Genomic DNA, 22,443 nt, shown 5'->3' on the forward strand with positions numbered 1-22,443 from the left:
TAAACCTAGGTAAAAGCTGCGACCAAGGAGGCCATGATGAGCAGTAACTTACATCAGGCGGGTGTGAAACTGCTCAAGCAGTTAGGTCGCCATGCAGACATCATTATGGATACCTATTTGGCGGGCTCTCTTAACGAGGATGCGCACGATCCAAGCGTGGTCGAAAAGCTTAAACAGGCAGGGATTTTATGGCGGCCAGAGCCAGATCAGGAGCTGCGGCTTAAGCGTTCAGTGCGTGCCTTACTCGAAGAAGGTTTAAGTGATGAGCGCAATCGTCAAATCGACTCTAATGTCGGTTCGGCCTTAGCCACGATTAAAACCTTGGCCGATCATTATAAAGAGGCGCGTCATAGCTCAGATTACAGCGCCGCTGAGGCCTATTTATCAGATTTAAGCGAACATGTTTATAGTTTCGCCGACAGTCTGCGTTATTCGATCCGTGTGCTCTGGGGCCGGATCAATAACGAGTTCGGTTACGTTGGTACGATCAACGCTAAGATCCGCGAAAACGAATTAGCTCAAAGCCAAGTGTCTGAATTACTTAATGGCTTAGAGATGTTCCAGTTTAGTGAGCTAGGCGAAATCGCTGGCGATATCCGTGAACTGCGCAAACTCTTAGTGACGACTTTGCAGGAAACCATGAGCGACTGCGCCCAGGAACTGAGCGTAGTGCAGGGGCGTTTACTCGAACTCTTAGGTCGCTTCAGACAAATCCGTGGCCGTACCCGTTTGCTTAAGGGCTGGTTGCTCTACACTGATTTGCATCCGGATTATCGGCCTGCGGACCATGTATCCCACAAGGAAATCCCGAGTCTATTCAATCGCGCCGAAATCTTGCTCGCGCCTGCTGCGGTAGATGTGCATAACGCCAGCCAAGAACTGGAGTTGATGGGCATAGTCGCGCACATTAAAGCCATCAGCCGCCATCCTGTGATTGCGGCTGTGCGTGAGCATGATGTGTCCGTTTCTATCACCCAAAGTGAAGACTTCGATGTGCCGGATAATCCACTCAAACAAGCGGTGGATGAGTATTTCGTCGATGTAATTGAGTCTGGCCTGCGTCAATCTGCGCTGGAATATCTGGCGGATAAGGCTTTGCCTTGGGACGCTGAAAGCTGGATTTATCAAGTGATTGGTGGCTACGAAGGTCTGCCCGATGAACATAAAGCGTATTTTGAGCTTGAGCCATTGGGCGAACCGCATCCCATCTATAGCGGCAACTTTATTATTCGCGATGTTGAGTTATGGCTCGCCTAGGCCAGCAACAATTACAACTGTTGGAGAACGCTTTTATTAAGCGTTCTGTAAAGGTTAAGCTCACGGCTAACTGGCGCGCGATTTATCGCGAGTTAGAAGTGGGTGAGTTAGACGAGTCTGAAAAGTATCTGTGTTTTGCGCCCAAAGATTTTGAACTGCTAAGGCAAAGCGTGTTGGCGTTAATGGGGCTTGATTTAAGGCAGCTTGATTTCAATGTCGATCGCATGGCGATGTCCGCCAAAAGTCACGATGAAAAGCTCGCTAAGATACGCCCTGAAGCCGAATACGTTTTGATGAAGTATCTAGGTTTCGGATCTTCACCAACTGGGATTTCAACTCGCACATCACTGCGTATTCCTTTGGATGAAGCACAAAAGCATTGCCATGAACTCAATGTCGCAGCCATCCTAGTGGTTGAAAACTTAGATGTATTTGATGTTATCCATCAAGCGCGTTTACCTGAGAATTTAACCCATGTGATGGTTATCTACCGTGGTAGCGGTCATCATTCCCCGATTGGCGTGCGGCATTTTTTGCAAGCGATGGCAGATAAATTACCGATCATTGCCTTTACCGACTTAGATCCCGCAGGACTACAAATCGCCCATACCTTAATGGGTGTGACCCATTGCCTTGTGCCACAACTTGCGCTGACAGTACCTGCTGAGTTATTGGCAATAGCACAAATTAATTCTACTGATGATTTCGACAAGCAAGCGAAACAGGCTAAGTATTTGCAAAATGCCGAGTTAAAGCATTGGCAAAAATTAGCCGTTTGGCTAAATCAACACCGTATTAGTATCAAACAGCAACACCTGCTGGCTCACGGACTTGAACTAGTGTTAGTGCCATATATTTAGCTGTCATCCATCCCATCTCTCTGCTTTACTATAATTAACTGGTTTTAAATCCTGTTATAAATTTAAATTCAGTTATTAAGTCTGATTTTTATTTGGTTGTTGTTTCTTATATGTTTAATTTGATGTTATTTGGTGTTTATTTTGTTTGTTTATACTGGTTTAAATATATTTCGTTAGTGCTTAAATATTGTGCTGGTAAATTTTTTATGATTTAAAATCAGTTTATTACTGTTTTTCTGTGATGGTGTTAACTTAATTCAAGATGAAAAAATGAAATTTATTCATTGAATTAACGGCTAGCATGTTTCACTATCCCCGCCTGAGCCAAAAATGGATTGGCAATTGTGCTCATCATGGAAGATGAATAACAAATAAATGACCTTTCTGGGGAAATCACAAGCATGATGAAATCACTTTCGACGCGGATCTTTATTGGTCTGTTTGCCGGCCTTATTTTCGGCACAATAGTGCAATACTTCTTAAACGATATCGGTTTTTTCTCGGGTAATTTAGTCGAGCTTGCCGGTGGCGTTGGTACTATGTTCGTTAATATGATCATGATGCTGGTTGTGCCACTCGTGTTTGTGAGCATCGTTTGTGGTGTCTGTGAGCTGCAAGATCTCAAAAGTTTTGGCCGCTTGGGCGGTAAGACCTTCGGTTTTTATATCATCAATACCTTTGTCGCAATTGCGACGGCATTATTAGTGGCACTGCTACTCGAACCCGGTAAAGGTGTAGATATGAGCAGCACGGATGGCGTAGCGATTACAGCAACTGAATTGCCAAGCCTGATGGCGTTGGTGATCGACATAGTCCCACGTAATCCTGTGACGGCTTTTATGTCAGGCAATATGCTACAAGTGATCTTTATGGCCTTGTTGCTTGGCGGTGTGATTAAGTCCCTTGGGGAGCATGTTGCGGGTGCTGTCCAAGGTTTTCAAACCGCCAATAAAATCATGATGAAACTGATTTCTGTGGTGATGAGTCTTGCGCCCTATGGTGTATTTGCCTTGATGTTTAAACTCGGCGCGACCTTAGATGCAGGTGTGTTTATGAGTGTGGTTGAGTATATGGTGCTGATCCTCGCGCTGCTGCTACTGTGGATTTTTGTGGTTTATCCTATGGCAGTGGGGATATTTACCCCAATTTCAGCCAAAACCTTCCGCGAGAAGACCCAAGAGCAAGTGCTGTTTTCACTCTCGACCGCAAGCTCAAATGCGACTATTCCCGTGACCATGCGTACTTTAACTGACAAGTTAGGCGTGAACCGTGCTGTTGCTGGTTTTGGTGTACCGTTGGGTGCAACCATGAACATGGGCGGTGTGGCGATTTATATCACTATTGCGATTTTCTTTGTTGCCAATGCTTTTGGCATGCCCATTACCTCTGAGCAATTGCCTTCGCTGTTATTTAGTGTCTTCCTATTATCTGTCGGTGCGGGCGGTGTTCCCGGTGGCGGCATGGTGATGATAGGTGTGTTAATCCATCAAATGGGATTACCGATTGAAGCCTTTGCGATTGTGGCAGCGCTGGATCGTATTATTGATATGGTGCTGACGTCCTGTAACGTGGTTGGTGATACTGCGGTGTTGACCATAGTGGATCAAACCGAGAAAGTGCATCAGCTTGAGTCAGCGAAGAGTTAATGTGCCACTAAGTCGTATTCTATAAAAACAAAAGCCACTGAAAACAGTGGCTTTTGTTTAATATTCTCTATGCTGGTATTGATGTGTTGCTAGGTTAGCATCAACTATGTTAGCCCATTACTTAGTGCGAGTAATTTTATCCAGATAGCCCATGGCAAAGGCTGATAATACAAAGGTGATGTGTATTAACAGATACCACATGATTTTGTCGTTATCGATATTCTTCACATCCATAAAGATTTTCAGTAGGTGAATAGACGAAATCGCCACAATCGACGCCGCCACTTTGTTTTTCAGTGAGCCAGAATCTAATTTACCCAGCCAACTTAGCTTCTCACTGTCTTCGCCCACATCCAGCTGCGAGACGAAATTCTCATAGCCAGAAAACATCACCATCACAATCAGGCCGCCCACGAGGGTGATATCAATCAAGGACAGGGTCACCAGCACTAAATCCACTTCAGTCATCTCAAAAATGATCGGCAGAATATGGAAGATCTCTTGGAAGAATTTAATGCCTAAGCCCAATAAAACAAAGCTGAGTCCCAAATAAATTGGCGCCATAATCCAGCGCGATGCATACATTAATTTTTCAAATATTTGTTCCATAATCCACTAAACCCTTTATCTAAAATGCGGTAAAAAATCGAGTCACTAATGACTAAAACAGTAACATAATGCACTTTATGCGCGCTATTACCCAATCACAAGGGCGTGAGTTATATGCTGTTATTGTGTTTTTTTTGTAACCTCTGTGGTTATTTAAACCCTATTTGGGTGTTAGTGGCGCCACATCGTTTAATTTGCACTGCCTTTGATATGTCTGATCGTCGCTTTTTTCAACCTAATACCAAGTAAATTCAGCCATGGATGATCATTTTTCTCGGTATTTTAGGGCTTTGATGAAGGAAGTGACATTTGTCATCCTAGATTGCTGACAACTCACACTGCCGTGATGGACATTTTACGCAGATACTTAAGTCATCTAAACAAGGAGGCTTAATCATGCAACATAAATCACTGGACCAACAATTAATCGAATACCGTCAACAACGTGCTTTAGCTATGCCTTTATCCGGCATGATTGTGTGGAGCTTACTGTTTTTATTGAGCTTTGTATTACCTCCTTCGCAGTTGGTTATGGCGGTCTTTATCGGTACTGGTTCTATTATCTACCTTGCCATGGGTATTTCGCGGCTGACGGGCGAGAATATCTCGTTTAAGAAAAGCGCTGAGCGTAATTGGTTTGAGACTGTGTTTCTCGCTGCGATGGGGATGAGTTTTTTAACCTTTAGCATTAGTATTCCCTTTTTTATGGAAAACTATTTAGCCTTGCCTTTCGCCCTTGCGGTGCAAACAGGTTTAATGTGGTTAGTCCACGGTGTTTTAGCTGCGCAAAAGGTGGCCATAGTGCATGCGATAGTGCGCACCTTAGCCTGTGTGGCAGCTTTCATGCTCTGGCCCGAGCTGAGCTTTCAAATTCAGCCTCTAATCGTGGTGTTTTGTTATGGTTTTTCAATTCCTGTGATGCAGCGCCGTTGGAAGATTCAGCAAAATCTGTGTGTTAGCAATTAGTGGGTTATCTTTGGGTTATTGTGTAGATTTTGGCTTTGCGGCCTAATGGCCGAGGTGAATCAAAGTCGTGGGGCTCACCCTTGACGTTTAATTAAGAGTCTAACAAGTGATCTCGCCCTAGATCGATTTGTATGTCTGCCAGCGCACAGAGCTCAAACTGGTGTTATTGCATTATGGTTATTACCCTGCACTTTTTGCAGTGTGAAGGAGCTTATAATGCAAACCATGAAACTTACGTTCGTTACCGCTGGTGTTGTACTCGTTGGTAGTTTACTGCTTAACGGTTGTGATAGTGGCAATGTGAATACCCAAACAGGTACACCAGACTTAACTGTAACAACCGAGGATGGTACTGGTGATGATATTAAAATTGCCACAGCAGTTAATACTGCGTTGATCGCTGATCAGCAGCTACAAAATTTAGATATTCAGATAGAAACCCGCAAGGGCGATGTCACCATTTCCGGCAATGTAAATAGCCAAGCTCAGAAAGACCAAGCTGAACGGGTGACGGCAGCAACCTCTGGTGTGCACTCGGTAAATAATCGGTTGGAAGTAAAATAGCAATGTCAGTAAAGCCGCCTGTTTGATGTATTCAATTGACAGACGACAAACAGGAGCGGCAGCTCTTATCTGGCTTTAATTCACCGCTTATGCCACAAAATACCAATCCCCGCCAACCATGCTGCGGGGTGTTGGCCTTCTTGATTTATAAATGTGTGAGTCCAGCTATGGTCACTCACGCTGGCCTTGCGGCTGCTGTGGCAAATTTGTGCTTTGGAGTTTGTACCCGTCGTGACTTTCTTTGCGCCACATTTCGCACTTGCTACGTAGCTTTTGGCTTTGTGGCCTTACGGCCGAGGTGAATCAAGGGGCTTCACCCACACCCGATAATAGTGCTGGTTTGTTTGGTGTTGAATTGGCAAGGTTATCGCTGTGAGTATGTTAGCAATTGCGGCCTTACGTCCGAGGTAAGTCAAAGTCGTGGGGCTTCACCCCACACCCGACCAAGGAGGACTGCTCGTCCTATCCTCCTTGGATTCTCCAAGACGCCCCCAACGGAGTTGAAAGCCCCTTGGGCATTTAGCGTTCTTATGCTATCGCGTCAGACGCTCGTCCCTGATTCGACTGACGCTATCTCGGCATATATGCCTCGATCACGCAACGAACGCAAATGCCCTGCGGCAACTCCGAGGGGAGGTGAACTTCTGTGATCTCGGTGTTAGCTGTTAATCCCAAAAGAGTTTTCCTGTCCCATCTTTGTATTAATTTTCTTACCTTACTTATCATTTATAGGCTGCATACTTCTAAATGCTGTGTCTCTGTCTCCTCCTTTATATTCGTGAAGGCAAATTGCGGCACTTAAAAGTGTTTCTCTTGCAATGTCGAAAGCATGCTTCCTCTCAATTTCAAAAGATTCTAATCTGTCATAATAAGTACCGTGTAAAACCTTAGAACGTCCATCTTCATAAATTTTTCTAATAAGTTGCTTTAATGTTTTACATTGATTTTTTAATACAACCGTATCCTCTTTTATCTGAAGTAAGTTTGATACCATTTTTGATATGCCATCGGTCTTACCGCCACAAGAGAGTACATCTAGACTAGAACCAAGTTTAGCCATAGCTATTGAATCATTTGATTCACGACAGCCTTCAGCAAGCCAATTAAGTGCAGTAGCCCAACGCATTGCTAGTTTAGGTGATGGGTGTTGTTCAGGCGCTAAAAGTCCATGCAAAATAGACACAAGTGGCGGGATCACTGATTTTGATTTATCCAGACAATCCTCAAAAGTCTGTTTAGAATGACAAATCACTCTATCACTTAATCCATTTCCCGGTCCCCAAAGATAGCCATCAGTTTCGATTAAACTATAGAAATCAATAGGAATTAATCGCTCCCCATAGATTGCTTGCTGCAAGAATAATTTATCGTTTCCTAGTAATAGTGAAATGGAATCAAGAGCTGTTTTTGCTACAATGATTGCTAACTTTTGAGAAAAATTTTTTTCAAAACCATTAATAGTTACTTTAATTAAAGAGGGACAGTGTTTTATTGCAGGATATATTTCTGTGGCTAGACTTAATGGATAATCTTGTGAGCGTTTCCCATCTAATAGTTCCGCTACAATTTCTTTCCATCTATTATTTTCTTCTTTTTCACCAAAGTACATGTCCTTCGCATTTTGAGGGAAATCAACCGTTGAAAGCCAATCCTTTCTACTAATAAGCATTATAGGGCCAAACTCAAAAGGTTTATCCGATTCTAATCCTAAAGTCCAAGCAGGAAAATAATGTGTGAATGCTGTTGTTTTATTTTTTATATATTCTTCAATTGCACACTTAAGTTCTCTAATTATGACTTTATCACCTTCTATGAGTTGACTATCAAGCTTACCTAGCGCAAACATATTAGCAACAATTTGTCGAGTACACTTGGTATAGATCTTGAGTTCAATTCTTGGCGTGTTTTTACTGCGATTTTCGTAGAGAACAAGTGAAAGATTATTGAGATGCATTAATGCAATATTAGTAAATTTTATCTGGTATCCATGGGTTTCATCTGTTACGAGGTTCGGGAAACCATGCTCTTTACTCCATGAAAACTCAGTAGAATGGGTGTTTTTTAATTCAACGGCTAACTTCATTAAATGTTCTTTTATGCTCATATAGGTGTTTACTTCAATAGTTTTGCAGCCAGTAAGTTAATTCAATTTTATGGGCTAAATATATTGGTATTCTCAGATATTTATTTGTGTCTAGATTCTCTTAGGGTTATAAAACTGTGAATTTTTTAAGCTATAACGTCCTGAAAAATCAGGAGTGGAATCAATTTTTCAAGTACTAAATCACCTGTGAGCTATGACTGCAATCTTGGCAGGTGAGAGCATAGCTCTGGCTGCGTTTTCGTATTTTGATATTTTTGCTTTGGCACATTGGGCACGTTTGTTTCATTGGTGTGTTTTTGGTGCATTGATTGCATTTAATGTAGTAACCAAACTTACCGTACATTGGGGTGTAGTTTGTTGATTCTCCGCAATGTTTACAGCTAAGAATGCTGTGTGTAGTAGATTGCGTTATTGCTTGGGTTTGAGCTTCAAATGCTTTATTAACTTCAAAGTGCGCAACAGGCTCTCTAATTTGTTGTGTCTGCGGGAGCGTTATTTCATTGGTTGATTTATGTGGTTCTATATGTCGATCGATTAAGAACTTGGTAATGGAATTGAGTTCTTGTTGATTAAAGTCGGGGCGGGTGTCGCTTACATTTATAATGCGCATGAACTTACTTTTAAGATTCATGATTTTTTCAAGTTTATCGACTAAAAACTCTGTTTTAACTAACAACTCAGAAATGGCCGTTGGCATAGTATCTCTGTTGATTACCGCATCACTTGATACCGCGCACACATGGTCCCAGCAACGCATGCCAAAGCCCTGCTGTTTTATTCCGAGTAACTTGCCGAGAATTTCACTTCGATGCTGCTTTAGCATCTCTTTAAGCAGTGATTGTTGTAGTTCAACCTGTTTGATTGGTGAGGGCATGCCAAACCAGTGATTGCCGTGGCTGCGAGTCCATTCACCCTGTTGGTTGACTTCTACATGGCCTTTTATGCTCTTTGATTCAATTAGCACAAAACCGTAGGGGTAAATAATTAAGTGATCAACTTGCGCGGTTTCGTCATTAAAGGTGAATCGAAAATCATTGATGACCAACACTTCTGGATGATCTTTGAAGGCGCGGCGTAAATAGAAGGCAACATCCTGTTCTTGTTTTTGACCCGCAATCGTTTGTGGTGTTTGGGTATTTTGAAGTGTTTTGGTTTTTAGAATCATTTATCAACAGCATCCATTCATAACTTGATAATAATCAGCCTCATAATACCCACTTTGCAGTTCAAAGATAAAGACAAAAATAGCTAATCATTAACGCTGGGAGTGTCATTATTTACTATCAGATATACACAGGGTTTAGCTGGATTAAAAAAGATGGTTCAGGAACCAATCTTTTGGGATTAACAGCTAACTCTGAGATTGCAGAAGTTCATCTTTCCCTGCGAAGTTGCAGAAGGGCATTGAAGACTCTTTATTAAAGGCCAAAGAGCAAATAGGCTTCATTTTTATGCCTTGATTACTTTCCAAGAACTCCAGTGTCTGAGGAATACACCATCCCCTCGGAGTTGCCGCAGGGCGAATAGACAAATTGCGTGAGTCTCGGCATGGATGCCGAGCTAGCTTTCGCAGGTGCAGGGACGCATCCTTCGGAAGCGATAGCAGATTTGGCAATGAGCACAAGGGGCTTTCAACTCCGTTGGGGACGTCATGGAGCATCCAAGGAGGATAGGACGAGCAGTCCTCCTTGGTCGGGTGTGGGGTGAAGCCCCACGACCTTCTCGGCCGCAAGGCCGTATAATTAACAAAAAAGCCACTGTAATCAGTGGCTTTCATCATAAAAATCAAAATCTAAGCGATTCGGCTTACTCTATATTTGGCTCTTCGCTGTAATCGATACCGTGGTAGCTCAGGCAAGCGTCGACTTCGTTGCTGCTGCCTAGGATGACGGCAACACGTTGGTGAATTTGTGTTGGTTGAATATCCAAAATGGTTTCATAACCGGTAGAAGCCTTACCGCCAGCTTGTTCGACTAAGAAGGCCATTGGGTTGGCTTCGTACATCAAGCGCAGTTTGTACGGTTTTTTAGGATCTTTATTGTCGGTTGGGTAAGTGAAAATACCACCGCGAGATAGCACGCGGTGTACATCGCCGACCATGGCCGCAATCCAGCGCATGTTGAATGATTTTTCGCGTGGGCCAATTTTACCGAGCAGTAAATCGGCAATATAGGTTTGCATTGGCGCTTCCCAAAAACGTTGGTTCGACATGTTAATGGCAAATTCGGCGGTATCTGGGCTAATGCTCATGGCGGCGTTAGTCAGTAAAAACTCATTGGTTGCGGGGTGCAAAGTAAACAGTTGCACGCCTTGGCCTGTGGTTAATGCCAGCATGGTTGATGGACCATAAAGTACATAACCTGCGGCTAATTGTGCGCGGCCAGATTGTAAAAAACTAGTTTCAGTCAGCTCGCCAGCAGGGGCGGGCAGGACGGAGAAAATGGTGCCGACTAATGAGTTAATATCGATATTAGATGAACCATCAAGTGGATCGAAACACACCAGATATTGACCATTTCGGCTGACTTCAACCACATGATCTTCTTCTTCCGACGCCAAACCGCGCACTGTACCGTCAGCTTTTAATGCATCTTTGAGCATGTCGTTGGTGATGATATCCAGTTTTTTCTGGGTTTCACCTTGGACGTTTTCTTGCTCAGTCGCGCCTAACACGCCCGCAAGTGCACCGTGGCGAACGGCATGGCTAATGGCTTTTGAGGTGTCGGCTAAGGTTAAAATTAGGTGGGAGAGGGAGTCGTTCACTGCCTGTGAGGTCAGGTGCTGGGCAAGAGTCTGCATGTTATGTCCTTTAGAGGTTCAACAATGAGGTCAATTTCGTTATTTGCCGCGAATGATAACTCAGTTAGTCGACAATTTCAGCGATGTTGCTGATGCTTTTAGCGAATATTAAGGCTTTTAGGGATTATTTGGATTGAGCTTGGCGCAAGGGCCTAATTTGTATCGGCATATTGCATGCTCTTTCTATTTATAGGCGGCCTCTGGCACAATGTCGGCTTGTTTTTAATCGCTGACATCTTAGGCGATTATGTTTCCAAGGAATAATAATGATTAAAAATAGGTTAACTTGGTTCCCTGCGTGCTCACTTAAGGTGCGCGCCGTTCCCCTACTGATAGCGAGCCAAATGGCCATGATTTCGACAGCTATGTTTTCAATTACCCCAGCTTATGCAATGGAAGGCGGCAAACTGCCACTGACGATTGAGCGAATGAATGCCTCGCCCGCATTAGCGGGCACCAGTCCTCGAGGTTTGAAATTGTCACCCGATGGTCAGCGTGTCACTTATCTTGCGGGCCGTAAAGACAATCAAAACTTTTATGATCTCTGGCAGATGGATGTAAAGACGGGCAAATCTAGCCTATTGCTCAATGCCGATAAGTTGGCAAGCAATGAATTATCCGATGAAGAAAAGGCCCGCCGCGAACGCCAACGTATTTATGGCGAAGGCATTATGGAGTACTTCTGGGCCGATGATAGCCAAGCGCTATTAATTCCGGCTGCTGGTAATCTGTATTATTTCTCATTAGTGGATAACAGTGTCAGCCAACTTCCCATTGGCGAAGGGTTTGCCACAGATGCGCGCCTATCGCCCAAGGGACATTTTGTGTCTTTCGTGCGGGATCAAAATCTGTATGTGTTAGATCTGGCGACCAAAAAACTCCAAGCTATGACGAGCGATGGCGGCGGGGCGATTAAAAATGCCATGGCCGAGTTTGTCGCTCAGGAGGAAATGGATCGCATGACAGGTTATTGGTGGGCGCCCGATGAATCGGCCATCGCCTTTACCCGTATTGATGAGTCCGGTGTCGAGCAAGTAACCCGTAACGAAATCTATGCTGATGGTATTAAACTTACTGAGCAGCGCTATCCCTATGCCGGCAAAAACAACGTCGATATCGCCCTCGGTGTGGTCACGTTAAAAGATAAGGCTATCAATTGGGTGACCCTGCGCGAAGAGAACAGCGAAGACAAGAGCAAAGATATTTACCTGCCGCGGGTCGATTGGTTGCCCGATAGCAAACATATGTCGTTCCAGTGGCAGAGCCGCGATCAACATAAGCTAGATTTGCAACTGGTGGCGTTAGACTCGCTGACTAAGCCAAAAACCTTAGTGAAAGAACGCAGTAACGCTTGGGTGAACCTCAATAACGATCTGCACTTTTTAAAACAGCAATCGGCTTTTATTTGGGCATCTGAGCGTGACGGCTTTAATCATCTGTATCTTTTTGACTTAAAAGGCAAACTTAAAACCCAATTGACTCAGGGCGAGTGGGCTGTCGATGCGTTGGAATACATAGATGAAACCGCTGGTTGGGTATATTTCACTGGCCGCAAAGATACGCCAATCGAGAAACAACTCTATCGCGTGCCTTTAGCGGGTGGCAAGGTTGAGCGGGTAAGCAAGCAAGCGGGCATGCACGATCCTGTGTTTGCCGACAATCAAAGTGTGTATCTGGATTATTTCAATAGCTTATCTCAGCCACCGCAGATCAGTTTACACGGTGACAAGGGCCAGCAACTGGCTTGGGTTGAGCAAAATGAAGTCAAGCAAGGCCATCCTTTATATGACTATGCGGGTCTGTGGCAACTCCCTGAATTTGGTGAACTGAAAGCCGAAGATGGCCAAGTGTTGCAAACCCGTTTATTCAAACCTGTGCCGTTTGATGCGAGCAAGAAATACCCTGTCGTTGTACGGGTTTACGGTGGGCCGCACGCACAGTTAGTGACCAACAGTTGGAGCGAGCAGGACTACTTTACCCAGTATCTTGTTCAACAAGGCTATGTGGTGTTCCAGTTGGATAACCGCGGCAGCGCCCACAGGGGCACAAAGTTTGAGCAAGTGATTTACCGTCACTTGGGTGAAGCTGAAGTCAAGGATCAAAAAGTGGGAGTGGACTATTTACGGAGTCTGCCATTTGTCGATGCCGATAATGTAGCAATTTACGGCCACAGCTATGGTGGTTACATGGCCTTGATGAGTTTATTTAAGGCGCCGGATTACTTTAAAGCTGCGATTTCTGGTGCACCTGTAACCGACTGGCGCTTATATGACACCCATTATACTGAGCGTTACTTAGCCCATCCTGAGGGGAATGAAAAGGGTTATGAAGCCAGCAGCGTGTTCCCTTATGTGAAAAACTATCAAGCGGGTTTGTTGATGTATCACGGCATGGCCGATGATAACGTCTTGTTTGAAAACAGCACTCGGGTTTATAAGGCGTTGCAGGATGAGGGCAAGTTGTTCCAGATGATCGATTATCCTGGATCTAAACATTCGATGCGTGGCGAGAAAGTGCGTAATCACTTATATCGCTCACTGGCAGATTTCCTCGATAGGCAGTTGAAAAACACCAAATAGTAGGCATAAAAAAACCAGATCCTAGGATCTGGTTTTTTGTGAATCGATTCTTATCAAACCAATTAATGCGGATGTCGCTTAGCGGGCGATTAGCCTTCTAAGTTACCGCAAAAACGATAGCCTTCACCGTGAATAGTCGCGATGATTTCTGGCGTATCTGGCAAGCTTTCGAAATGCTTACGGATACGACGGATAGTCACGTCTACAGTACGATCGTGTGGCTTAAGTTCACGGCCAGTCATTTTCATCAGTAGATCGGCACGAGTCAAAATTTTGCCTGGGTTTTCAACAAAGTGCAGCATAGCGCGGAACTCGCTACGTGGCAGTTTGTAAGATTCACCCTGTGGGCTCACTAATGAACGGCTGTTGATCTCTAAGCTCCAATCATTGAAGCGGTAGTATTCTACTGAGCTCTTTTCTTCGACTTCAGCGCCAGCGCTGTTGACACGAGTCAGAAGGTTACGAGCACGAATCGTTAATTCACGTGGGTTGAACGGCTTGGTAATATAATCGTCCGCGCCAATTTCAAGTCCAAGAATTTTGTCGACTTCGTTGTCACGACCTGTCAGGAAGATAAGACCGATGTTGTTGATTTCACGTAGTTCACGTGCCAACAATAGACCATTCTTACCTGGCAAGTTAATGTCCATAACGACCAAGTTAATTTTGTTTTCCTGCATAGCCTTATGCATTTCTGCGCCATCATTGGCCTCAGTTACCACATACCCTTCTGCCTCGAAAATACTTCTCAGCGTGTTACGGGTAACGGCTTCATCTTCAACGATCAGAATGTGCGGATTTTGCATATTATTTACCTAAATTTTAATCAGTTTATACTAACCAATAAGAGCAACTTACTTCGGGCTCTTATATTCATAAAAGCGTTGATACTTCCTTGAACTGCTTTGTGCTCAAAAGGAAAATCTTTACGGTGACATCTATATCTGGATGTAGATTAAGTGCACGTTTAAGTGTAATACGAGAAAACGTAATCAGTACCAACTTCGATAAGCAATAGTTAGAATAAGTTCCTTAACTATTGTTTTTTTTAAATGTTTAAAAGACAAATCAAATGTAGAACAGATTTTAAACAGATGCCCGGTCAGTTCACGTTACTTTAAGCGATATATGTAACAAACTGTATTGAACGATAAGCATCTTGCTCAATCTGTTTCAACTCACCAGTACGTACATTGTACTCGTTTTAGTCATTTGTTAACAAATGAAATGTTAACAAATTTTAGGTGAGCAGGGGTTTTTACCATGATATTTACTTTAGCTATTGATTAGTATAACTAATGTATTTCTTATTCCTGTGAGCCAGTTCACGCCTCTTTGGATTTTACAATCACTCTGCTACACTAGCTTGGGTTCATTTTTCGACTAGACTACCAATGGACAATACGACTCAAAATTTGTGGCAATGTTACCAAGCGCCGTTGTTTTTGCTGACTCAAGCATTATCCTGTGATTTTTCCTTTGCTGTTATTACCGCTCATAATCCCGCTTCAAAACTTCTCTCTCCTAGCCAAAACCGTTTACTCGATCGCCAACTTCTCCGTGAAATTGAATTACTCGGTAGCCCTTATCGTGCTTTAGTGGGCGCTGCACCGGATTTATCCCACATGGAAAAAAGTTGGGCCGTGTTTATCGATAGAACGATGGCATTGCAATTGGGTAAGAAATTTAATCAATATGCGATTTATGTTGTCGAACAAGGGGATGTGAGCTTAGTGCCTTGCACCTTGGATGGACATGATGAAGTGTGTTTAGGCAAATTTAGAGATTATGTGCAGCTGGTATACGAGCTACCCGATTTGAATACTTAGTTGTTTTCAAAAGATTTTATTTAAATTGTTCATTTGTTATGAAATTAGCATTGACTTCATTAGGGGTTTATTGCTACTTTTTTCGTCCCTTTCCTAGGAAAGGAACAGAAGAGGAGCGTTAACTAGGTAGTCGGTCAGAGGAGCACAAACTCCAGCGATGACTGATGAGGGAGATTAACGCCGAGGCATAGATATGGTTGCTGCATGTTTATGTCGGTCGCTCAGGCTGAATCCTGACGATTGTCACCTGTAATTGGTGGAGAGCTTCTGGTGACGATTGCTGTTTCCCTTCTTTTGGGGTGCGTTATCATTGAGCACCAGGCTCTTCGAACGAAGTCAGTTCGGAGTGTGATCATGTTAGTTAATCAATATTTTATTCAATCTGCGTTTATTTCTTGCCCTACGTGTTTCACGGAGGTGCGCTAATGTCCTTCGTTGTCGCAAAATTTGGTGGCACCTCAGTCGCCGACTATAACGCTATGAATCGCTGTGCAGACATAGTGTTAGCTAATCCTGATTGCCGTTTAGTCGTGGTCAGCGCTTCGAGCGGCGTGACGAATCTGTTAGTGGAATTGACCCAAGAAGCCATCAACGACGATGGACGATTACAGCGATTAAAACAAATTGCCCAAATTCAATATGCGATTTTAGATAAGCTCGGTCGTCCTAACGATGTGGCCGCCGCATTAGATAAATTATTGAGTCGCATGTCGGTATTGAGTGAAGCGCTCGCATCACAACGCAGCAAAGCGACTATGGATGAGTTGTTGTCCCTCGGTGAGCAATGTTCTTCGGCGTTGTTTTCGGCGGTGATCCGCGAGAAAGGTGTCAACTCAAGTGCCTTCGATGTGCGCCGAGTATTACGTACTGACAGCCACTTTGGCCGCGCGGAACCTCAGGTTGAGCAGATTGCGACTTTAGCTCGTGATTATCTACAGCCACTGTTAGCTGAACAAGTGATTGTCACGCAAGGCTTTATCGGTGCCGATGACGCCGGTCAAACGACCACGTTAGGTCGCGGCGGTAGTGATTATTCTGCTGCGCTGTTAGCCGAAGCGTTACGCGCCTCAGCGGTCGAAATTTGGACTGATGTTGCGGGGATTTATACAACGGATCCTCGTTTGGCGCCCAATGCCTTTCCGATTGCCGAGATCAGTTTCAATGAGGCTGCCGAGATGGCGACCTTTGGTGCTAAGGTATTGCATCCAGCGACTATTCTTCCTGCCGTTCGTCAGCAAATTCAAGTGTTTGTGGGTTCAAGTAAAGATCCTGAAAAGGGCGGGACTTGGATCCGTCATCAAGTGGAAGATGCGCCCGTATTCCGCGCTGTGGCCTTGCGCCGCGATCAAACTCTGTTAAATCTTCACAGCCTGCAAATGCTGCATGCGCAGGGCTTTTTAGCGGAAACCTTTGCGACATTAGCGCGACATAAGATCAGTGTGGATCTGATTACCACCTCAGAAGTGAATGTGTCTCTAACCCTCGATAAAACCGGTTCAGATTCAAGTGGTCAAGGTCTGTTGAGTGAGGCATTGCTGCAAGAATTATCACAGCATTGTCGTGTGCGAGTTGAAGATGGATTGGCCTTAGTGGCGATTATCGGTAACCGCATCGCGACGACGCCGGGTATTTGTCGTCGTGTGTTTGAAGTGTTAGAACCACACAATGTGCGGATGATTTGCCAAGGTGCCAGCCCACATAATCTGTGTGTGTTAGTGGCAGAGTCGGAAGCTGCGCAAGTGGTTAAATCGCTGCATCAAAATCTGTTCGAAGGCGCTTAATATGTTGCCGACAACATCGTCTCTGCAAATCGGGGAGCTTGCCGCAGGGCAAGCACTCACTTTGCCTATCTACCATTTCAAGCCGAGTGACGATAAGGCGACTGGCCCCAAAGTGTATATTCAGGCCAATGTCCACGGTGCTGAAGTACAAGGTAATGCGGTGATTTATCAGTTGATGAAGCAGCTTGAACACTGTGACATCCGCGGCGAAATCACCTTAGTGCCATTGGCGAATCCACTCGGTATCAACCAAAAAAGTGGTGAGTTTACCCTTGGCCGATTTGATCCTATTACGGGCGCGAATTGGAATCGTGAGTATTTGAATCATGCAATCGATTTAACGACTTGGTATGGGGAACATGCCAAGCTGAGTGATAGCGAGCTGATCCAAGCCTATCGCAGTACTTTGGTTGAAGCTTGTCAGCAAAAATTACGGCATGAATGGGGCATTACAACCGGCCATAGGCTTGCGGTTAACCTGCAGATTATGGCCCATGGTGCGGATATAGTGCTCGATCTGCACACCGGTCCTAAGTCTTGTAAGCACTTGTATTGTCCTGAATATGACTTAGCTGCTGCGCAGTTTTTGTCGATCCCTTATACGCTCATTATCCCCAATGCTTTTGGTGGCGCCATGGATGAGGCTGCGTTTTGTCCTTGGTGGCAATTGAGTGATTTTGCAAAATCTCAAGGGCGTGATTTAGGGGTTGCAGTGTCAGCGTTAACGTTGGAATTGGCGAGCCAAGAGCGCGTCTGTCTTGAGGATGCACGGGTTGATGCACAAGGGATTTTGGCATATTTAAGCCACCGAGGCGTGATCGCTGAAACCGTTGCGCCCGCTAAAATGCCGCGCTTTGGTTGTTATCTAAAAGACTATAAAAAATATCACGCGCCAAGTTCTGGTTTAGTGGAATACCTTGCACCTGTGGGCGAGCCATTAGCTGCGGGGCAGCCCTTAGTGAATTTACTGCGTATGGATTTATACGGTACGGCGGATGAGCTAAAAACGGTTAGTTTGCCGCAGGACTGCGTGCCGATTTTGCACTTTGCTTCGGCATCAGTGCACCAAGGAACTGAGCTTTATAAAGTCATGACTCATGTGTTTGAGTTACCAACGACATAATCGCCCGCTTAGAGTATAAGCATTAGCCCATAACAATTAGTTTATGGGACTGAGAGAAAACAACGCCAATCCTAATCGATTGGCTTTGTTGTTTTAAGGTGGCTATAACCACTTAAATCGATAAAACAGCGCCATTTGCAGGGCGACGAGTGAGATTAATATGCCGCAGAAGGTGGCGAAGGCCCAAGTGTTGTCCGCGCCCGGTATCCCGCCAATATTGACCCCAAGTAAGCCTGTTAAAAAGCCCAACGGTAAGAAGATTGCTGACACTAAGGATAAGAAGTATAAGCGTTTGTTGAGTTGCTCCGACTGCTGACTGAGTAATTCTTCTTGAGTCACATTAGCCCTATCGCGCAGGGCATCGAGATCTTCAATGGTGCGGATAAGTTTATCGTTTGTTTCCCTCAGCTTGAGTCGCTCAGTATCTTTAAATAGGCTGAATTGCTCGGAAATCATTTTCGAGAATGCTTCGCGCTGTGGGGCTAAATAGCGGCGAATGGCTACAGTTTGACGGCGCAGTTCGGCGATATCGGTACGTAAGTCTTTCACATTGCCTGAGACGACTAGCTCTTCTAAATCAGAGAGCTGTTCTTCCAATTTATCAATAAACTCGACTTTACGATTGGTCAGTCGCTCACAGATTGCGACGATAAAGTCCCCCGTAGTTGTAGGCCCATTTCCCTCAAGGATCAACTCGGCGACATCTTTGACCGACTGTAACTCGCGATCGCAGGTGGAAATGATCCGCTGTTTATCGGCATAGATACGCACTGCCACCATGTCTTCGGGAGCAGAATTGGGGTTGAGGTTAACGCCGCGTAATGCGAGTAATATGCCTTCACCTGTAATCACAGCGCGGGGGCGAGTGTCTTGGGCGAGTAGGGCATCACTTTCGACCTTAGGCAGACCGCTATTGAGTATCCAGTGGCGTGCCTTTTTATTGCGATAGCGAAGGTGTAACCAGAGTAGGCCATCCTGAGGATCCCATTTTTCGATCTGTTCTAGGCTCAAGGTGGAACCCGCTTGGGCGCCGCTGAGCACTAAACTGTAGATAAACCCTTCGTGCATATCGCATTCCATTTAACTTTCAAAATCATCCAAACAAACTAACTGATTTTGTCATGAAAATGAAGTCAGTACTTATGCTTAACGACATGAGACAAACGTAAATTGACATAAATTTGATGTGCTGAGGGATGCAAGCAACTTAGCCAAGGATAGGTTAAAATTAGCATTAGTAGGCTTAGATCAAAGAGACAATAAAATGGAATACGAATTTCGGCGTAACAGTTTAACTGGCACTTTTTTGGCTAGCTTTAGCATGGATCATGAAGTGCTTGGGCAATGGTTTACGGAAGAATTAGGGACTGAGTTAGCTAAAATTCAGCAAGTGTTGGGTGTGATAAAAGAAATTCAAGCCGATAAACGAGGTTCATGGCGTCTTGTTGGTAATGATTTTACCTTAGAGTTAGAGCGTGAACAGGCGCGAGTCTTTGCCAATACCTTAGGCTTTGAGCAAGAATATGAATTAGAAGAGGCTATGTCACTCTATGATGCTGAGTCAGAAGCTTATTGTGGCCTTGAGGATTTTGAGCAGGCGCTATTGAGTTGGCAGCAATTTATTGAGAAAGGTTTGTAATCATTTATTTAATCTCTATTTGATAAAAACATAAAGGCAATCATGGGATTGCCTTTATTGTTTGCGCGATACCAAGCTCATTTTTGTATCTTTAATGATTCAGATAGCGCACCGCCATTTCGGTTCTCGATTTAGCATTGGCTTTACGCAGTAGGTTTTTCACGTGCACTTTAACAGTGCCTTCACTAATGTGTAAATGCTCTGAAATCATGCGATTACTTAAGCCTTCCGCCAGTTGCTGTAGAATTTGCAGCTCCCTTGGGGTTAGGCTCGAAATCCATTCTTGTTCATCGGTCGCATCTTTAAGTTCGTAAAGGTATTCCTCGACTTCATCGCTGATCACCCTGTGGCCAAGCATGGCATTTTTGAGTTTTTCGAGCAGCAAATCTGGCTCAGTATCTTTAAGCAAATAGCCGTCGGCTCCAGCGCGAAGTAAACGGATAACATCCTGTTTTGCATCGGAAACGGTGAGAATTACTATGCGTGAGGTAACACCTTCTTGGCGCATGGCGTTGAGGGTATCTAAGCCTGTCATGCCTTTCATATTCAGATCGAGCAATATGATGTCGGGTTCATCGGTGACCACTGCGGTTAATGCGTCTAAACCACTACCGGCTTCGCCAAATAGGCTGAAGTCAGGATCTGAAGCGATGAGTTGGCAGATGCCTTTGCGCAAGAGGGGATGGTCATCGACCACTAGTACGGAATAAGGTTTACCCATTTGAAGGCTCCTGTTGAGATGGGAAAATAAGCGTCACTCTAGTGCCACTTGACCCTTTGCTGTGCTGCATAAGGTTTAATGGGCTGTTAGGGTTGAGTGCGTCGTCTTGTGCATTGCATCCTTGCTCAGTCGTTGTTGCCATAGCAGGTTTAAATCTCTTTAAATCATTGTCGCTGAACACGACTTTACCTGAAAGCTTACTGGCTCGTTCATGCATTATACCTATGCCAAAATGTTGATCTCGTTCTTTTAAATGTCCAATACCTATGCCGTTATCACAAACATCAATATTGACCATACCCTCGTCATCCTTATAGCAATAGATGTTAATGAGGCTGGCCTCGGCGTGTTTGATGGCGTTTAACGTTGCTTCTCGCGTGATCTGCAGTATGTGGATGTGCTGCTTTGCCTCTAGCCATTGTGGCGCAAGTTTATAGTCTAAGGTTATCTTTATATTCGTCTTTGTCCTGAGTTGCTCAAGCATAGCCTCTAAAGCACTTTTTAGATCGGGCTCTTTAATTGTGAGCCTAAAGGTGGATAGTAACTCCCTGAGCTGCACGTAGGCAGTGCTTACACCTTCGTTGATTTCGGTTAACTGCGCCTCAATGATTGGACTGCGGCAACTGCAATCTAAGTTTTTGCGTAATAAGCTAATTTGGATTTTTAGGAAAGATAGCACTTGACCCAAAGAGTCGTGCAGCTCCCGGGCAATCACGCCACGTTCCTCCATTAGCGCCAGTTGCTGTCTTTGCTCTGTGGCATTGTGGATCACGATTGAGCGCGTCAACATAATTGCGAAATTGTTAAACAAGGCGATATTGGGTGTTTGGTCGGCAATTAACTCTAAATAGCCTAAATTAGCCTGCTCAAATTGCAGTGGGAAACGGGTGCTCTCTTGAGTCATATCTGGCCAACCGCCATCGGCCTCAATCACTTCTAACTCTTGCTCTGGGTATTGAATGATGAGTCTTAGGTAGTCGAGTGATTCATAGCCTTTTAACTGATTCAGCGCCGCTTTAAGAGCTTTGTAATCGAGTTTATTCGCGTTTAATGTCAGTAGGTTATCATATAAGAATGCCAGCTCGTTGTTGGCCCTTGTCAGCGCTAGGGTTTTTTCTGCTACCTGCGATTCTAAGTTGCCATAAAGCGTCGCGAGTTCCTTCGCCGTTTTTTGTAGGGCATGGGTCAGCGCTGTAAGTTCAATGTATTCGGTCTCGGGCATTTCAATTTCAAAATTACCCTTAGAAATGGTATTCGCCGACTCCATCAGTTTTTGCAGTGGGATCACCACTTTCTTCTTTGTAAAACGCACGGCCACAAAAGCGATAATGAGCATGACGCCTAAGCCTAATATTTGGCTGGCGGCAAGGAGCCTGAGTTTAAAGGCGGCGTAGTGCTCCATCTCAAGCACCAGTAAATCTATGGTATCAACAAAGTCCTTCAGTGAGGCGACATAATCGCGGGAGTTTTCTTGTTCTATGTAGTGTTTCATCACCAGCCATTTATCGATGACAAGCTGATATTGAGCGGCAATTTCTGGTGGACTAAACCAACTTTCCGAGGGCTTTAATGTGTCGGAATAGAGCGTATTTTCGAATTCGGTAATTTTATCCTGTGCGGCCTCACTGCCTGAGTTGGCGTAAAACATTAACCGATAGCTTTGCATCCTCAGCGACCCTGAGGCATTAATCGCCTTGGCGTCGCCTAAGCTGTAGGACAAATTGATGATAGCAAAAGTCGATAAACTACTAGAGAGCAGAATAAGTACTAACATTAATCCTAAGATTTTTGAGGTGAGACTACCTCGTTTCATTAATCCGCTGTTCATTTTGATGGCCGCTGTTATGGCACTTTGCAGTGGTTTTTACATTAGAAAATAATGTAATACATTAACAAAAGTATAGAAATGTGAACAACAACACCTTTACATTTTGATCTAGCGCAAACTTCAACCTAGATACCCCCT

18 protein-coding genes and 1 riboswitch are annotated in these 22,443 nt (G+C 44.4%); of the genes, 10 read left to right on the forward strand and 8 right to left on the reverse strand.

Translation table 11 applies throughout. The features are described from left to right. Positions 1–36: 36 nt before the first annotated feature. The 3 genes from KO533_RS05850 to KO533_RS05860 all read left to right on the forward strand — a co-directional run bounded on the left by KO533_RS05850 (position 37) and on the right by KO533_RS05860 (position 3,763). Positions 37–1,257 (forward strand): phosphoenolpyruvate carboxylase, encoded by a 1,221-nt coding sequence (locus KO533_RS05850; protein ID WP_131525493.1) that lies wholly within the window; start codon positions 37–39, stop codon positions 1,255–1,257. Further along, positions 1,245–2,117: a hypothetical protein gene (locus tag KO533_RS05855; protein ID WP_219253256.1), complete on the forward strand. Its 873-nt coding sequence runs from the start codon at positions 1,245–1,247 to the stop codon at positions 2,115–2,117. Before KO533_RS05850 ends, KO533_RS05855 begins: the two co-directional genes overlap by 13 nt. 401 nt (positions 2,118–2,518) lie before the next feature. After that, the gene (locus KO533_RS05860) at positions 2,519–3,763 is read left to right on the forward strand and encodes a dicarboxylate/amino acid:cation symporter (RefSeq protein WP_219253257.1); all 1,245 of its coding nucleotides are present in this window, start codon (positions 2,519–2,521) and stop codon (positions 3,761–3,763) included. 117 nt (positions 3,764–3,880) lie between these two features. On the opposite strand, the gene KO533_RS05865 is transcribed toward KO533_RS05860, so the two are convergent. Continuing rightward, positions 3,881–4,372 (reverse strand): TIGR00645 family protein, encoded by a 492-nt coding sequence (locus KO533_RS05865; protein WP_105250244.1) that lies wholly within the window; start codon positions 4,370–4,372, stop codon positions 3,881–3,883. Positions 4,373–4,768: 396 nt separating this feature from the next. On the opposite strand from KO533_RS05865, the gene KO533_RS05870 reads away from it, so the two are divergent. Further along, the gene (locus KO533_RS05870) at positions 4,769–5,338 is read left to right on the forward strand and encodes a hypothetical protein (RefSeq protein ID WP_219253258.1); all 570 of its coding nucleotides are present in this window, start codon (positions 4,769–4,771) and stop codon (positions 5,336–5,338) included. 216 nt (positions 5,339–5,554) lie between these two features. Then, on the forward strand, positions 5,555–5,902 hold the full coding sequence (locus tag KO533_RS05875; RefSeq protein WP_105250242.1) for a BON domain-containing protein: 348 nt from the start codon (positions 5,555–5,557) through the stop codon (positions 5,900–5,902). A 715-nt stretch (positions 5,903–6,617) separates the two neighbouring features. Here the strand turns inward: KO533_RS05875 and KO533_RS05880 are convergent. The 3 genes from KO533_RS05880 to KO533_RS05890 form a co-directional block, all read right to left on the reverse strand. Beyond that, entirely contained in the window at positions 6,618–7,985 is a 1,368-nt protein-coding gene (locus KO533_RS05880) for a hypothetical protein (RefSeq protein ID WP_219253260.1), read from the reverse strand. A gap of 196 nt (positions 7,986–8,181) precedes the next feature. Beyond that, on the reverse strand, positions 8,182–9,171 hold the full coding sequence (locus KO533_RS05885; protein WP_219253262.1) for a nuclease-related domain-containing protein: 990 nt from the start codon (positions 9,169–9,171) through the stop codon (positions 8,182–8,184). A gap of 641 nt (positions 9,172–9,812) precedes the next feature. Further along, positions 9,813–10,805 (reverse strand): class 1 fructose-bisphosphatase, encoded by a 993-nt coding sequence (locus KO533_RS05890; protein ID WP_219253264.1) that lies wholly within the window; start codon positions 10,803–10,805, stop codon positions 9,813–9,815. A gap of 266 nt (positions 10,806–11,071) precedes the next feature. Here KO533_RS05890 and KO533_RS05895 point away from each other — a divergent pair, with 266 nt between their 5' ends. Beyond that, entirely contained in the window at positions 11,072–13,384 is a 2,313-nt protein-coding gene (locus tag KO533_RS05895; RefSeq protein WP_219253266.1) for a S9 family peptidase, read from the forward strand. 89 nt (positions 13,385–13,473) lie between these two features. Here the strand turns inward: KO533_RS05895 and arcA are convergent, their stop codons facing one another. Further along, positions 13,474–14,190, reverse strand: coding sequence for a two-component system response regulator ArcA (arcA, locus tag KO533_RS05900; protein WP_006080127.1), 717 nt, complete (start codon positions 14,188–14,190; stop codon positions 13,474–13,476). A gap of 588 nt (positions 14,191–14,778) precedes the next feature. Between arcA and KO533_RS05905 the strand changes: the two genes are divergently transcribed. The 3 genes from KO533_RS05905 (at position 14,779) to KO533_RS05915 (ending at position 18,117) form a co-directional block, all read left to right on the forward strand. Next, positions 14,779–15,213, forward strand: a complete 435-nt coding sequence (locus KO533_RS05905; RefSeq protein ID WP_168824631.1) for a DUF3293 domain-containing protein — start codon at positions 14,779–14,781, stop codon at positions 15,211–15,213. Between the two features lie 100 nt (positions 15,214–15,313). Next, positions 15,314–15,488, forward strand: a riboswitch (Lysine riboswitch). 150 nt (positions 15,489–15,638) lie between these two features. Continuing rightward, positions 15,639–16,994 (forward strand): lysine-sensitive aspartokinase 3, encoded by a 1,356-nt coding sequence (gene lysC, locus KO533_RS05910; protein ID WP_219253268.1) that lies wholly within the window; start codon positions 15,639–15,641, stop codon positions 16,992–16,994. Position 16,995: 1 nt separating this feature from the next. After that, positions 16,996–18,117, forward strand: a complete 1,122-nt coding sequence (locus KO533_RS05915; RefSeq protein WP_219253269.1) for a succinylglutamate desuccinylase/aspartoacylase family protein — start codon at positions 16,996–16,998, stop codon at positions 18,115–18,117. A 102-nt stretch (positions 18,118–18,219) separates the two neighbouring features. Here the strand turns inward: KO533_RS05915 and KO533_RS05920 are convergent, their stop codons facing one another. Further along, positions 18,220–19,185 carry a zinc transporter ZntB gene (locus KO533_RS05920; RefSeq protein WP_131525184.1) on the reverse strand — a complete coding sequence of 322 codons (966 nt, stop codon included), beginning with the start codon at positions 19,183–19,185 and terminating at the stop codon, positions 18,220–18,222. Positions 19,186–19,381: 196 nt separating this feature from the next. On the opposite strand from KO533_RS05920, the gene KO533_RS05925 reads away from it, so the two are divergent. Continuing rightward, a complete protein-coding gene (locus tag KO533_RS05925; RefSeq protein WP_105250233.1) occupies positions 19,382–19,756 on the forward strand; it encodes a YacL family protein in 375 nt (124 codons plus the stop codon). Between the two features lie 91 nt (positions 19,757–19,847). On the opposite strand, the gene KO533_RS05930 is transcribed toward KO533_RS05925, so the two are convergent. Both KO533_RS05930 and narQ read right to left on the reverse strand, forming a co-directional pair. Next, positions 19,848–20,477: a response regulator gene (locus KO533_RS05930; protein ID WP_173247473.1), complete on the reverse strand. Its 630-nt coding sequence runs from the start codon at positions 20,475–20,477 to the stop codon at positions 19,848–19,850. Further along, complete coding sequence (narQ, locus tag KO533_RS05935) at positions 20,470–22,305, reverse strand: nitrate/nitrite two-component system sensor histidine kinase NarQ (RefSeq protein ID WP_219253271.1); 1,836 nt, start codon at positions 22,303–22,305, stop codon at positions 20,470–20,472. The genes KO533_RS05930 and narQ overlap by 8 nt, the downstream gene beginning before the upstream one ends. Between the last annotated feature and the right edge of the window lie 138 nt (positions 22,306–22,443).

Origin of the sequence: Shewanella sp. NKUCC05_KAH, assembly GCF_019345585.1 — a bacterium.
Classification (GTDB): domain Bacteria; phylum Pseudomonadota; class Gammaproteobacteria; order Enterobacterales; family Shewanellaceae; genus Shewanella; species Shewanella oncorhynchi.

What these genes read in the sequence shown, in the direction of transcription:
- KO533_RS05850 (WP_131525493.1), top strand. Translation starts at nt 37, where the DNA reads ATGAGCAGTAACTTACATCAGGCGGGTGTGAAACTGCTCAAGCAGTTA.
- KO533_RS05855 (WP_219253256.1), top strand. Translation starts at nt 1,245, where the DNA reads ATGGCTCGCCTAGGCCAGCAACAATTACAACTGTTGGAGAACGCTTTT.
- KO533_RS05860 (WP_219253257.1), top strand. Translation starts at nt 2,519, where the DNA reads ATGATGAAATCACTTTCGACGCGGATCTTTATTGGTCTGTTTGCCGGC.
- KO533_RS05865 (WP_105250244.1), bottom strand. Translation starts at nt 4,372, where the DNA reads ATGGAACAAATATTTGAAAAATTAATGTATGCATCGCGCTGGATTATG.
- KO533_RS05870 (WP_219253258.1), top strand. Translation starts at nt 4,769, where the DNA reads ATGCAACATAAATCACTGGACCAACAATTAATCGAATACCGTCAACAA.
- KO533_RS05875 (WP_105250242.1), top strand. Translation starts at nt 5,555, where the DNA reads ATGCAAACCATGAAACTTACGTTCGTTACCGCTGGTGTTGTACTCGTT.
- KO533_RS05880 (WP_219253260.1), bottom strand. Translation starts at nt 7,985, where the DNA reads ATGAAGTTAGCCGTTGAATTAAAAAACACCCATTCTACTGAGTTTTCA.
- KO533_RS05885 (WP_219253262.1), bottom strand. Translation starts at nt 9,171, where the DNA reads ATGATTCTAAAAACCAAAACACTTCAAAATACCCAAACACCACAAACG.
- KO533_RS05890 (WP_219253264.1), bottom strand. Translation starts at nt 10,805, where the DNA reads ATGCAGACTCTTGCCCAGCACCTGACCTCACAGGCAGTGAACGACTCC.
- KO533_RS05895 (WP_219253266.1), top strand. Translation starts at nt 11,072, where the DNA reads ATGATTAAAAATAGGTTAACTTGGTTCCCTGCGTGCTCACTTAAGGTG.
- arcA (WP_006080127.1), bottom strand. Translation starts at nt 14,190, where the DNA reads ATGCAAAATCCGCACATTCTGATCGTTGAAGATGAAGCCGTTACCCGT.
- KO533_RS05905 (WP_168824631.1), top strand. Translation starts at nt 14,779, where the DNA reads ATGGACAATACGACTCAAAATTTGTGGCAATGTTACCAAGCGCCGTTG.
- lysC (WP_219253268.1), top strand. Translation starts at nt 15,639, where the DNA reads ATGTCCTTCGTTGTCGCAAAATTTGGTGGCACCTCAGTCGCCGACTAT.
- KO533_RS05915 (WP_219253269.1), top strand. Translation starts at nt 16,996, where the DNA reads ATGTTGCCGACAACATCGTCTCTGCAAATCGGGGAGCTTGCCGCAGGG.
- KO533_RS05920 (WP_131525184.1), bottom strand. Translation starts at nt 19,185, where the DNA reads ATGCACGAAGGGTTTATCTACAGTTTAGTGCTCAGCGGCGCCCAAGCG.
- KO533_RS05925 (WP_105250233.1), top strand. Translation starts at nt 19,382, where the DNA reads ATGGAATACGAATTTCGGCGTAACAGTTTAACTGGCACTTTTTTGGCT.
- KO533_RS05930 (WP_173247473.1), bottom strand. Translation starts at nt 20,477, where the DNA reads ATGGGTAAACCTTATTCCGTACTAGTGGTCGATGACCATCCCCTCTTG.
- narQ (WP_219253271.1), bottom strand. Translation starts at nt 22,305, where the DNA reads ATGAACAGCGGATTAATGAAACGAGGTAGTCTCACCTCAAAAATCTTA.